At 51.7% G+C, this 13,342-nt stretch carries 10 protein-coding genes and 1 pseudogene; 6 read left to right on the forward strand and 5 right to left on the reverse strand.

What is annotated here, in order from left to right:
- Window positions 1-18: 18 nt before the first annotated feature.
- Both C472_RS15150 and chrA read right to left on the reverse strand, forming a co-directional pair.
- Window positions 19-1,383, reverse strand: coding sequence for an MFS transporter (locus C472_RS15150; protein ID WP_006630733.1), 1,365 nt, complete (start codon window positions 1,381-1,383; stop codon window positions 19-21).
- Window positions 1,384-1,447: 64 nt separating this feature from the next.
- Window positions 1,448-2,806 (reverse strand): chromate efflux transporter, encoded by a 1,359-nt coding sequence (gene chrA / locus C472_RS15155; RefSeq protein WP_006630734.1) that lies wholly within the window; start codon window positions 2,804-2,806, stop codon window positions 1,448-1,450.
- Between the two features lie 147 nt (window positions 2,807-2,953).
- Between chrA and C472_RS15160 the strand changes: the two genes are divergently transcribed.
- From C472_RS15160 to C472_RS15170, 3 genes are read left to right on the forward strand one after another with little or no spacing between them, the layout of a single operon-like run.
- Window positions 2,954-3,571, forward strand: coding sequence for a hypothetical protein (locus tag C472_RS15160; RefSeq protein ID WP_241432997.1), 618 nt, complete (start codon window positions 2,954-2,956; stop codon window positions 3,569-3,571).
- 2 nt (window positions 3,572-3,573) lie between these two features.
- Window positions 3,574-4,059: a DUF892 family protein gene (locus tag C472_RS15165; protein WP_006630735.1), complete on the forward strand. Its 486-nt coding sequence runs from the start codon at window positions 3,574-3,576 to the stop codon at window positions 4,057-4,059.
- Window positions 4,056-5,633 carry a transposase gene (locus C472_RS15170; protein ID WP_006630736.1) on the forward strand — a complete coding sequence of 526 codons (1,578 nt, stop codon included), beginning with the start codon at window positions 4,056-4,058 and terminating at the stop codon, window positions 5,631-5,633. Before C472_RS15165 ends, C472_RS15170 begins: the two co-directional genes overlap by 4 nt.
- A gap of 533 nt (window positions 5,634-6,166) precedes the next feature.
- Here C472_RS15170 and C472_RS15175 read toward each other — a convergent pair.
- Window positions 6,167-6,646 (reverse strand): cupin domain-containing protein, encoded by a 480-nt coding sequence (locus C472_RS15175; RefSeq protein ID WP_006630737.1) that lies wholly within the window; start codon window positions 6,644-6,646, stop codon window positions 6,167-6,169.
- Between the two features lie 285 nt (window positions 6,647-6,931).
- Between C472_RS15175 and C472_RS15180 the strand changes: the two genes are divergently transcribed.
- Window positions 6,932-8,548 carry a transposase gene (locus C472_RS15180; protein ID WP_049906793.1) on the forward strand — a complete coding sequence of 539 codons (1,617 nt, stop codon included), beginning with the start codon at window positions 6,932-6,934 and terminating at the stop codon, window positions 8,546-8,548.
- A 351-nt stretch (window positions 8,549-8,899) separates the two neighbouring features.
- On the forward strand, window positions 8,900-9,700 hold the full coding sequence (locus C472_RS17135; protein WP_152420663.1) for a helix-turn-helix transcriptional regulator: 801 nt from the start codon (window positions 8,900-8,902) through the stop codon (window positions 9,698-9,700).
- Window positions 9,701-9,794: 94 nt separating this feature from the next.
- Here C472_RS17135 and C472_RS17900 read toward each other — a convergent pair whose 3' ends face one another.
- Together C472_RS17900 and C472_RS17140 are read right to left on the reverse strand one after the other, a co-directional pair.
- Window positions 9,795-10,322 carry a hypothetical protein gene (locus C472_RS17900; RefSeq protein ID WP_241432998.1) on the reverse strand — a complete coding sequence of 176 codons (528 nt, stop codon included), beginning with the start codon at window positions 10,320-10,322 and terminating at the stop codon, window positions 9,795-9,797.
- Between the two features lie 104 nt (window positions 10,323-10,426).
- Window positions 10,427-11,392 carry a hypothetical protein gene (locus C472_RS17140; RefSeq protein ID WP_152420664.1) on the reverse strand — a complete coding sequence of 322 codons (966 nt, stop codon included), beginning with the start codon at window positions 11,390-11,392 and terminating at the stop codon, window positions 10,427-10,429.
- A 1,609-nt stretch (window positions 11,393-13,001) separates the two neighbouring features.
- Here C472_RS17140 and C472_RS17905 point away from each other — a divergent pair.
- Window positions 13,002-13,342: pseudogene (locus tag C472_RS17905) on the forward strand (transposase); the annotation flags it as partial.

The following is a 13,342-nucleotide window of genomic DNA, read 5'->3' on the forward strand; positions in this document are numbered from 1 at the left end:
GCGACCTAGTTTGAGCGTTCAGACGTAGGCCTCGAACTCCTCGCCGAACGCGAGGAAGTATCCGGTCCCGATGACACCAATCACGGCTGCGATAGTGAACGCAATTTCTGGGTTGACGAACTCCCAGAGGTAGCCGCCAAGTGCGGCGCTCGGGATAACGACGGTGTTCCGGAGGAGGTAGTAGGTGCCGGTGACACGCCCGCCAGCACCGGCTTCGGCGGGACCCACGATTAGCGCCTTGTGAGAGGGCAGCCCCGCAAACCGCAGCCCGGAGAACGCGAAGATGAAGACCATCGCCCACTGGAGCGGCATGACCGGGTCGAGGACTTCCGGCCCGCCGATGAGGACGATCGGGAATAGCGCGTAGACCGCGAACCCCAGCGCGACGATGGGCTTGATACCGACCCGCTCGGCGAGTTTCGCTGCCGGTGCCATGATCAACAATGCGATCAGCATCTCGACGCCTAGGAGGTAGCCGAAGAACGCCTCCGGCGAGAGATCGATCGCATACGAGAAGCTAGCCAGCGATACAGTCGTCTCGAATCCGACCTGGTAGAACTGGGTGACCACCAGCACGAAGAAGACGTACACCATCCCGTTAGCGAACCGGACGAGCGTGTCGCCGACTAACAGCGGGCGGAGCGGGGCGGGCATCTCCCGCAGGTCGCGTCGGATCTGGTCGATCCCCTCGAACGAACCACCGAGAGAGTCTTCACCGGCGTCGTACAGGAGATGCTGGGCGACGGTCCCGATAATTCCGAAGACCACGGCAACGGCGAGAACGTACTGGAAGCTCACCGTGAACGCGGGGTGGAAGCCGATGAGGACGGCCGCGAGCACCGGCCCGATGAGGAACGCCGTCCGGCGGAAGGTTTCGGTGCTGGCGAAGCCGGCTGCCAGCCGCGAGGGGTCCGTCGCCTGCTTGACGACTGCGAACGTCGCGCCCAGCCCGAACGATTTCCACCCCTGTGCGAGCAGGAGGCCGACGAAGATCCAGATCCAAGGCTGGATCGTCACGCCGGCGACGGTGATCGCTCCGAGGTTCGGCGCGACCAACCAGACCCCGAAGCCGAGCGTCGAGATCAGTCCGAACAGCGTGAGTGCGTAGCGGGAGCCGATGCGGTCTGAGATAGCGCCGCCCGGATACGGGAACACCGCCGAGATGATGTTCCCAACGGTCCCGAACAGACCAACCACAAACCCAGAGGCTCCGAGCGCGACCATGTACTCGGGAAGAAACCGACTGGTCATCTGGAAGCCGAGACTAAACGCGAACATCGCCAACGACAGCACCAGCACGTCTCGCTCCAGCGCGAAGAACTGCCGGAATGTATCTAGTGGTCCCGATTCGTCCGTCTCAACCGTGACTTGATCCTGACTCATACTCGGAATCCTGCTGAACTCAATTGCGTGCTTACGTTTCCGTACCTGATTGGCGGTACCTGGCTCATAGGATGAGGAAGTACCATGCCATGCCGACTCCTCCGCCGCCGAGAATCAGATATGCGGCGTGCGTCCCGCGGACGAACAGTCCGAACGTAACAACGGCGAGGGCGACGGTGAAGACGTCGACGAACGACTCCGCGGCGAGTGTGACGGTCGCACCGAGGATCGCCCCGACGACAGCGGCGTTGACCCCGATCAGCGCCGTCTGAATGATGTCGTTCTCCCGGACTCGCGCGAAATATGGGAAGAAGCCCATAATGAACACGAACGACGGGCCAAACGCCCCGACCGTGGCGACCAACGCTCCGAGGATGGCGATCCACAGCACCCCGCCGGAGACGTCCAACAACAACTTGTAGCCGACAAACGCCGTCGTCATCACGACCGGACCGGGAGATAGCTGACCGATAGCGATGCCGTCGACGAACTCTCGTGCGGTCAACCACGCGAACTCGTTGACGACGTACTTTTCGATGAACGGGATGAGGACGAGACCGCCACCGTAGATGAACGAGCCTGTGTAGATCATAAACAGGAACAGCTTCACCCACGGGTTCGCCCAGAGGGTGAGCGCGAGTCCCCAGAGCGGACTCGCCTCGATTGCCGTCCGAATACGGGGACCGACCAGATCGAGTACGCGGCTTCGAAACGCGTACAGGCCACCGAAGATGGCTGTTACGACGCCGGTAGCGGCGATTTGTTTCACGTTCGTCCGTACCCAGTCCGACCGATAGAGCACGACAGCGATGAGTCCGGCCACGATGAATTCGAGGACGGGATTCGGGTTCAGCGTGGCCGTCACAACGATCGCAGCGACCAGCAGCGCCACCAGCAGGAAGTCCACTGACCATGTATCTGAACCGATCTCGAACTCGGCATGTGACTTGCCGTCAGCAAGGGCGCTCTGTGCCATCGAGTACGCGGCACCGACGATGAGCCCAATAACGACCGGGTTGATGCCGTAGAAGGCGGCTTCGACGGCTGGAAGCGTCTGATACGCGAAGTACAGCCAAGAGAAAAAGACGACGAGGATGAACGTCGGGAGCATGAAAAAGAACCCGGCGACGATCGCGCCCGGATTACCGGCGCGAATCCATCCCATGAAGATACCGAGTTGCGTCGACGCCGGTCCAGGGAGCATATTACAGATCGCCAGCCCCTCCATGAAGATCGACTCGTTAGTCCATTCTCGTGAGTCCTCACCAACCAGATCGTCTTCCATCATGGCGATGTGGACGAGCGGTCCGCCGAATCCGACGATACCGATGAAGAGAAAATAGCGGGCGATCTCGACGAGTCTCGCAGGGCTCGATTGCCCGCTGTAGTCCTCTACCGGACTGTTCGTTTCGACGTCAGCCATCGGTTCTGAACACCCCAGAAATGTCGCTGGTGGCCGGCAATCCCAACTGAGACACGATACGATTCATATACGGCTATCCAGCCACAGGGTAAATAATATTTCTATAGTAGTGTAGTATATCCCATTTACTTTCGGACGTGTTTTATCATGCTGTCGCTCATCGAGGTGTATATGACCGGCCGAAAGAATGCGATGCTCACCACCGAAGACCGTCGGTGGTTAAACGGTGAAAAAGAGTACGACGGGCAACACGCGAAACAGCAACGGTACCAACGCCGACGGGACATCCGTGAGCGCGTCTATAGCTCGATGCTGGATTTTTCGATTCTGGTCGACGAGTTGGATGACGACGAGTGGCGTGATATCTTCGGAGAAGTAGTAGATGAAGGGAAGCAGTGGCAGAATGCGGACGAAGATCTCCAAGCTGGTGTTCGTGACGGCCTCGCCTTTCTCCTTCGAACGGTCGGCGTCGCCGCACTGATGCGTAATGGGCAGGAATCTCAAGACACGGTTCCCGAGCGACTGTTCACGGCAGCCCTTCGACGAGCCGGCCACCGGGACGGACTGCTCGTCGAGTCTGTGTCCCTGGATATTGAGGCGACAGATGTGGGGATTCCGGAACTCCTTGAAGACCTCCAATCGGACGAGCCAATGTCCGCCGGTAGTCTCTACCTCCTGATGGAGAGTGGGGCCGTCGATACCGACGTAGTACAAGACTGTCTGCGCGATCAATTACTGGAAGACGACTCGGAGGAGGTCCGATAGAGATGTCTATCACGTCCAAGCGCGAACTTTTCGATCGAGAACTCCAGAAGCTCTACCACGCCGAGATCGAAATTCTCGACCTTCACAGCGATCTTGCCGCCGCCGCAGCGAGCGACGAAGTCCGGGCTATTTTCGGTAGCCACGAGGGCGATACGGTCGACCAGATCGACCGTATTGAAGCCATCTTCGCGGCGCTTGATATGGAACCCCGCGAACAGGGGAGTCCGATCATGGAGGGGTTGCTTGCCGAGAAATATCAGTTCATTCTCGATGTCGAAGACGACGACCTCCGCGATCTTGATGTTATTAGCATCGGGATGATTAACGAGCGTCTGGAAATCACGCTCCTTGATCGGCTGATTCTCTTGGCAGGTGAACTCGGGCTTCCGGAGTCTGCGATATCGGATTTGAAAGAGAATCGGGCAGAAGCACAGATCGCGCTCGAACAGATGCAACAGTTCCTCGACGATCGGCGCATTGGTAGGTGACGATCGAACAATATCAGCTCGGGAGCGTCATCCGGGACGAACTCAAAGAAACCGATCTCGTCACCGTATTCGAGAATCTCGATCACTCGATAGACGCGATCGAAGACGGGTATCCAGCGTGGCATCCTGCGCCGCTCTCCTTTCGCGCGATGGTCCTCTCGTTCGTGTTTATCGAAATAACGGGTGACTCGTACGCCGACTTCACTCGGCGACTTACCCGACAACCGGAAGTGGCGAATATACTCGGATTCGGCCGAGTGCCTGACGATTCAGCATTCTCGCGGGCATGGCGAAATCGATTCGATGACGCTGTTCACGAATATGTCCACGCTACCGCCCACTTCGTTGTCAAAGAAGTCCACGATCGCGACATCCCAGCACCGGAGGTGCGGTCAAAGTCTGAGATCGTCGAGGATACCGAAGAAGACCGAAACTCAGTAGAAGACGAATCCTTCTCACAGGAAGAGATCATCCAAACGACCCGCCTCGCGCGTGATCACGCCTTCGGTCACTTCGACTCTGGTCGAGCGTCGAACGCCTCTTACGAAGACACGCAATTCTTCGAGTTACAGACGTTCATGGGGATGGTTCGGTGCGGAACCGCACAGGGATCGACTCGCTTCCAATACCGTCGTGGCGAAGAGTACAGCCCCCATGGAGATACTCATCTCCGCGCCGTCAAGCAGTTCGATCCTGACGAGCTCGTGGACGGTTTCAACGAGACAGCAGATCGCTTACTCTCCGTGATCGCCTCTGAAGCATCGTTCCGGCGTCCAGTCACAGCCGCGATCGATATCACGACGATTCCCTATTACGGGGATGTCGAAGGAATGCCGATGGTCAGCGGGACCAAGGACAGAGACGAGCGAGCGTTCAAATTCGCCACGCTCTCAATCATTGGACAGAATATCCCGCTTGTTCTCGCCGTTGAGTCGGTCCGAGAGAGCTCCGAGTGGGATGAGAACCCGTCGAATCAGATTCATCGTACTGTGCGACGATTGGTTCAACGAGCGAAAGAGCTCGTCCCCATCGAGACAGTGCTGTGTGATCGGGAGTTCGATTCGATACGCGTGTTTCAGACGCTCTCAAACCTCGATGTGAACTACCTCATTCCGAAGCGGGTCTCCAGCTCCGAACGGGATGTACTCGAACAAATGAAGGAAGACGACCAAGAGGTGGCCGTTGAGTCGGCTTCCGTCCATGTGGAATCTGGATCGCATCCAATGCGGCTCCTGTACGTTCCCTCAACGAGTGGCGATGGTACGGCCGTCTTCGCGACGAATCACCGAGTCGATCCGGAGGAAGCAGAGATGTTCTGTCAGCGCTACAGCCGCCGGTGGCAGATCGAGAGCGAGTACAAATCGATCAAGGGCGACTTTCTCGCCAAGACCTCCTCGAAAGACTACCGCGTTCGCCTGTTCTACTTCGTGTTCGCGGTACTCTTGTACAATATCTGGCGGCTCATCGACTTCTTGCTGAAAGCGGACGTCGACGGCGAGATGGACTACGCACCCGTACTTACCGCAGGTGAGTGTGTTGAACTCGTTGCCTCGGNGTCTGCCGTTCGGGAGTGACAACCCTGCTCAGCAGAGCCAAAATCCACGCAATTTCGCACGTTCGCCTGATAGATACGACCAAGAGGGCTCGACATCAGCACCTGATCGGTGAGAAGAACCACGAATTGATGCCAATTTAACCCAAAACTGGCCTATCCTCCGAAACGGTGGATTGGACACAGTCTCGGAGGATGTGTTTGATGCGTGCCTTAATTTCGGAGTTTTTTGAATAGATTATAACGAGGGAGGAATCTGAGCCTCGACCGCCGTCATCACCGACTAGGTGACCAAGTGAAGCAGCGATAGCAACAAAGCCTAGACCCTGACTTCAGTTAGCGGTATTGTAAATATTAAATATAACTCTGAATATTGATATATAGGGTGGGTTAGTGTCATTTCAGCGTTCATTGTCGGTCAAAAGGTGGTATATTCATTCGATTGGGGGCTCAAGTTCAGCTCAACAGCTATGTTGAATCGCCTTCTTCAAACAGATTCTCGCCTGAAACAGCCGGTCGATGAGACCTGCTTACTAACCGAAGTAATGGATGAGATTACTCGCTCTCCCAATAATCGATATCATCGTCAATGGCGTAGTATCCGTGAACGGCTCGTTCTCCACGTCCGCCGGGTGGCGACCCAACAAACACCCCGAGTTTGTTCGAGTCCGGATAGACTGTTACCTCGGGCTCGTTCATCGTCGAGAACGCGAGATATCGAAGTGATCCATCCGAGTCATTGATAATTTTGTGTCCACCAGTCGCATCGGCTGGAAGTGCCACATAGTCCTGTTCATTGAGTGAGTACGTCTCACCAGCAAGCCGAAGTGTACCTCGACCAGCTAGCACGTAGATTGCCTCTTCATTTGCAGTATGATAGTGGTACGGCCACGACGATTCGCCCGCCGGCAACTCATACAGGCTACACCCGAGTTGATCGCCGCCAGCCGCTTCCCCTAGCTGCTTCCGCCGAAGTTTCATATCCCCGTCGTCAAGCTCAGACCACTCAAGATCGTCCTCGTTTATTAGAGCCATGCCATCCTATCTGAGTCGAAATGTGATGTTTCTTGGGTCCGTTGAAACGGTATACTGAGCGATTCGTGAGCCACCTGTACTGACCGCAACTGGGTTAGAATTCATCATCTAACAAGAATATCAGCAGAGTAGTCCAGCCTGTTATGTTTCGTCTTGACCATGAGTAAAGTAGACCATTGTATTCGGTAATTCTCTTATGGCAACCACTTGATTTCTGAGGTGAGATTTCCAACAAAATTCCGACCTTCAGTAGCTTCATCAGTAAGAGATCGATAAATGTTACACATGGTGGACTGGAGATCCGTGGAAGAATCGAGCCCGCTCTCCGATGCATACCTCGTCTCTGAGAAGCTTTTCGACGGGCTTTGGGCTGGCGCTCCTCTCGATCCCATTCTCACAAGACTCGAGGGACCGTTCGAGAAGCTCGAAGACGAATACCCCGAGTGGCATCCGAACTCTCATTCGTTTCAGGGGATGCTCAAACTCTTCCTCTACCGTGAGATCTCCGGCTGGAGCTATCGGCGAATCTCCCGCCATCCCGAGCTGGCAGAGGTATTCGGACTCGAGAATATACCGTCCGAGTCCGCCATGTCACGGACTTGGGAGAACCGATTCAACGAAACAACTCAGGAGTTCATCACCGCTGCTGCACATCGACTCATTCGCGCTGTTCATGACTTCGAAATTATCACACCGAAGGTCCGATCCCCAGTAGAAATCGAAGACGACGAGCCGACAATTAGAGAAGATAACGAACAAAACTCACAGTTTACGGGGAGTGAGATTCACCAGACAACGCGGCTCGCTCGCTCATATGGGTTTGATTCATTTGACTCTGGACGAGCAAGGAATACGCAATACGACGACACACAGTTCTTCGAACTCCAGACATACATGGGGATGACTGGCTGCGGAAGCGCCCAAGGTGCGTCTCGGTTCCAGCGGCGACGAGGAGATGAGAAGGGTCCACACGGGGACACGCATCTACGGACAATAAAACAGTTCTCCACGGAATCTCTCATCGAAGGGTTCCACGAAGCCTCTGGCCGATTATTGTCACTTCTCGGGGCCGAGTCCGGATTCCGAGAACCCGCAACGGTTGCGATCGACATCACGAAGGTGCCCTACTATGGCCAAGTTGAAGCAATGCCGATGGTGAGCGGCGATACTGATGGAGAAGGTCTCGTGTACAAGTACGCGACCCTCACGATCGTCGGCCGAAACATTCCTTTCATCCTCGAAGTAGAGCCTGTTCGCGAAAGTTCTTCGTGGGACGAGAACCCGTCAAACCGGATTCACAGAACGGTACGCCGGCTAATTCAGCGGGCGCGTGAACACGTCAATATTGAGATGGTCCTCTGTGACGCGGAGTTTGATTCAAAACATGTCTTCCAGACGCTGTCGAACCTGAATGTAGACTACCTGATCCCGACACGGGTCAATGCGCCTGAAAAGGAGGCCATTGAACGAATGAATGATGACGGGCAGGAGGTTGCTGTTGAGGAGAGCAGTGTCCATCTCAAGAATGGGTCCCACTCGATGCGGTTCCTGTACGTTCCATCAAAGAATAGTGATGGGACAAGCGTGTTCGCGACGAACGTCGACGTCGGTCCAGCTGAGGCAAAGTCGCTCAGTCGGAGATACAGTTCGCGCTGGCAGATTGAGAGTGAATACAAGTCGATCAAACACGAGTTCCTCGCTAAAACATCCTCCAAAGACTACCGCGTTCGGTTGTTCTACTTCGTGTTCGGAGCGTTATTACACAATATTTGGCGGATGACAGATTTCCTGTTGAAGGCAGAAGTCGGTGGAATTGAGGATGGAGTTTTCGATCGGCCACCAGTTCTGACAGCCGGAGAGACAACGGAGCTGGTCTCATCAGCACTTCTCCCGTACGGGTAGTGCTTAGCTGAGACCCAGATTCTCGTGGCGGCTATGAGTGGCAACGCTGTCACTTCAGGCACAATTTCGGTCGTCTCTCCGTTTACTCTCCAGATGTTCTTGGAGATCTCAGACTGCCAGTAAGTGGACTGTTTTGAGAGCCTTTCTTCAGGTTCGTCAATCCCGGAAAACAGTCTATTTCTGGCCATCCTCCGAAACTGTGTGGCTCCCAATTCTCATGTGAGTTGCGAACGACAAGAAACGTTCGCGTCTTTTCATAACATATATTTAAAATAATAGAAAGTATGTGCCAGATCTCATTAAATTGCATATACAGAAGAATTTATTTTCTAATTAGTTATGATCTGTATTATGGTCCCTCAACCAGACGGAGAAGCCCTGCGTGAGGTAATCCACAAGCGGTACCCTATCTTGGAGTGTATTGGTGACTCCCAGAAAACGATTCCAGAAATCGTCACAGATAGCGAAAAATCTAGAACAACTGTTGATCGTGGTATAAAATCATTTAAAAATCACCAGCTTATCCGAGAGTCAGAGAGAGGACAGTATGAACTTACGAATAAGGGTAAGTTAGCGAGAGATGAGATCAAAGACTATAATGCTTTCATGGATTCATTGGCAGGTACAACAGATCTCGTCTGTTCGCTCAGTGATGCAGAACAAATTCCTCGTGATATCTTTCGGGGTGCTGAATATCGAATAGCAGACCCCAAAGCGCCAGAAACCTGTCTTCAACATATTTCTGAAATTCTTAAGTCAGCGACACAATTTCAGGCAACATCAACAGTAGCTCTTACGTATTATCTTGATATGATTCATAATACTATTAATAGAAATAATACGAAGGCTAAAATAATTGCTGAAAAAGATGTGATTGAATCGATGGCACAAATGCGTAAAGAGGATCTAAAACAATTATGTAGTGATGACCGTATGAATTTATTCTCGATTGATAAGTCAATTCCTTACACGGGATGGGTTATTAACACACCATCTAGGGAGGTCGGAGTACTTATTTTCCACTCAGGAGGGGGTATTAAAGGAATTCTGATGAATGACTCTCAACAAACTGTTGAGTGGCTAAGGACATTCTGCGATAGATATCAATCTAATGGTACACTCATTACTGAATCTACAATTCAAGGGTTATGAGATAGATAGATCATTCGTTACTTTAATTCACAACTAGAATAGTAAGCAGATAGTACGCAACAAACACATCCTCCAAAAGAAGTCTGTTTACAAGTCAAACCTCGTAGTCACGATCTCCTTGGTCTTCGAGATACGAATCAACGAACTCCTTGGCTTCACTCGCAGTTAACCCTGCACCTTCAACTTCTCCAGTTTCTCCATCTGGATCTTTTGGATATTCGACGTACCCCAGTTCCGGAGATTGAGGCCACAACTTAACAATTCCCGCGACATGACGGTGATCCGCATCTGTGAGTTCAGTTTCAACCCACGAATCCGTATTCGAATAGCGCACCCTAAGTACGGGTTCAGTTATCGGATTTTCTAGATCCGGAACAAACATGTATTGGCTCGCTGTCGTTGTTCCGGGCACTTCCGAATTATCTGTCCCGACAGGTGGCATTTCTATGGTTTTTGTAAAAAGACGTTCCCCTCCCGTGAGCAACTGTAGATCAATCTTTTGTTTCTTCTCACTATTATTTGTGGTCATAATATAAAGTAATTCTATCGGCGAATTCTCGTTGGAAGTACTGAGACATCCACTTATACTACCAAATCCAAGTATTGAGATCATCTTAGTCATGTTCCGTCGTGAGCAGTACAACTTCATCACAAAGTTATTATTGATGCTAAATAGTATTAAAATTTTCTACTCTAATATTACCGACTATCTACATAGTTCAGTCGTCAATCTGATTTATTGATAGTTATATCGGTAGATTCCGTTGTTACATATGCTGGACCTGACTGTCTCCGGTATTCACTGATTTTCCACTTGGGAACTTTATGCTTGATTTTATTATTTCGGATCTTTTCCGTCGTTATTCGCTCGATTCCATACTCAGCTAATTCATTATTACTCATATCCTGGAGATCATCATACTCTAACTCATCTATTGAAGGACTTGTGGGTGAATTCGGTGAAACAGATCCGCCTGGAACAAATGTGACATCAATACCTATATTTTCCCATCCAGTATCGGATTCGATAGTCATTGTTCCAGAAGTACTGTTAATTGTATCCATATCTGCTTGGAAGCCTACGAAATATGACGATGCCCAGTTTGTTAAAGCATAATCCTGTGTCAGTTCAAACTTTGTCGGGTCTGATGTGTCGAACGCACCAGGATCATAGAATGATTGGTAAATATCTGCGGCAGAAAGAAGATAACCCGCTGGTGTTTCTGAGAGAAGTTCAGTGGTAGCTGTCTGTACGAGACTATTATAATTACCATCTCCAACATCGTAGGGCTTTGCCATACTCCGTATGTATTTACTAGAATTTGGAACTTGGTCAAAGGATGCGGTTCCATCAGTCTCAGCTATAAATTCCTGTTTTTCTATGCCATACGATTTTTGATCATTATCTTCATCGTAATCTTCTGCAACCATTTCATAATTAAATATATGAGAATAAACCTCACTTCCATCGGGACGGGTCTGCCATTCACTCACGACATATTCCAGTCTTACGCTTGTTGTTTGTGAAACGAATTCGTCATCGTCATACTCAACCCACCCAGAGGATGATGTCTGGAAGTCATTGTTATCTGCTGATACTCTACCCATACCGGTAACGCCGACGAGACCCACACCGGCAATTGTTTTTAAAGCAGTTCTCCGGGTTAAACTCGAATTTGAGTTCTTTCGCATTGCAATTTCAAATATATAGGATAGATATTAAATTTTGGGTTAAATATTCTCACAAAATGTGGAAATACCACGAACTTAGAGAATTCATCAGTTTTGGTAAAATTACTACCAACTGTATCTCACAATATCTGATGAGACTTCGCCCAGTAATCTATATCGAGACTGAATAAAGTGAGAATATCTTGTTGAGCTCTGTTAACTCAATGGAAATGCTGCTGAATCTCCCAGATACCCCCTCCTCTCCGGTCACAGTCCTTGGAAAGCAAGCAGATGAGATCATCGACGAAGAGACAGAATGGATAGATCTCATTGATGAGTTTGACACCGACCGATTTGAACGACGAGACAGGTATCCAGATTGGCACACTGCCACACCGTTTCCACGAATGTTTCTCGCATACGTGTGGGCGAAAGCCGAAGATATCTCCTTGACGACGATCCCGGACCAACTTGAAGCAAATCCAGAGTTGGCCACTACTATGGGTTTTGACCTCGATGATCTTCCCTCAGAAAGCACGTTCAAGCCAACGCGATTAGATGAAGGACGATTCGAAGAACTTCAGTCACCCGTTGAACGGGGAGTGAAAGAGATTCGAGCACTTGCAGCTGAACGGGGCGCACCGATCGGGAATGATCTTCTCAANACCCGTTGAACGGGGAGTGAAAGAGATTCGAGCACTTGCAGCTGAACGGGGCGCACCGATCGGGAATGATCTTCTCAAAACAGCGGACGACGAGGACAAACAGTCGCTGTCAAATCGAACCGTCCAACGCTTGCTACGAAAGAAGGGCCACGAGGTGCTTGATGAGTTGAAATCAGTAGCCATCCCTTCAATCTCACTCCCTCGGCCGGATGACGCGATCTACGACGACGATGAGTTACTCGTCTTAGAAGCAATCGCGTCGATCAAGCAGCAGGCGGCACACGATTCGGGCCAGAAGCTGGGCGACATGAAAAATCCAGACCCCGCTGTTGATGACCCGTTCTACGAGGACGGCCCATCTGGTGAGACGCTGTTGGAAGCGCTCAAGCAAATGTCCGTCGAGGAGATCGCGACTGTGCTGAATTTCGCTCTCCGGAAAACCTACACACGCGCGAAGCCCCGAATTAGAGAGCTCGAACACGGGAACGGCTCACGATTTGGGACCCGGGCGAAAGTCGCGCTAGATATGACGTACGTTGCCTACTATGGCGATCGTGACGAGATGGAATGGGTACAGGGCGCACCTGAAGGAAAAGAGTACAGCTGGTGTCACAAGTTTGCGACGGTCGTGATCGTCGGCGAGAACACTCATTACGTCGTTGGGGTGTGTCCGCTCGGGAGTACGGATTACGCTGCGACAGACGCCTATCCCGGTAAGGATAGTTCCTACTACGTTGGGGATGTTGCACGGCGACTTCTCTCGATCGCCGAAGACTATGTCGACATTAGGATGGTGTATGCCGATCGTGAATTCCACGCTGTAGACGTCCTTCAGACGCTTATTAACAAGCGGTTGGATTACGTAATCCCTGCCAAGAAAGATCAACATCGGATTGGACCGATNTATTAACAAGCGGTTGGATTACGTAATCCCTGCCAAGAAAGATCAACATCGGATTGGACCGATGTGTGACCAGTTTGACCAACTGAAGCGGGGATATCACGAATCGAACGACACCCCGCTGTATGTCGAGGAGGATTTCGTCATGCACGGTACAGTAAAGGACAGCGTCTCAAACCACGCAGTACATACGAACGTCGTCGTGTTACCCCCCGCGGGAGATGATGACGTCCATGAAGAGGGATCGCCACAGCCCTTCATTACGAGTCTCGACGCGAGTGACGAGGTCGCATTAGATCGGCGCTGGACGAAAAGTCAGATCGAACAGTACAGTGACCGCGGAGCGATCGAGAACTCATACTCGTCGATCAAGAACGCAGCAGCGTGGACTACCTCGAAGGAGTT

Origin of the sequence: Halorubrum tebenquichense DSM 14210 (assembly GCF_000337415.1) — an archaeon.
Taxonomy (GTDB): Archaea; Halobacteriota; Halobacteria; order Halobacteriales; family Haloferacaceae; genus Halorubrum; species Halorubrum tebenquichense.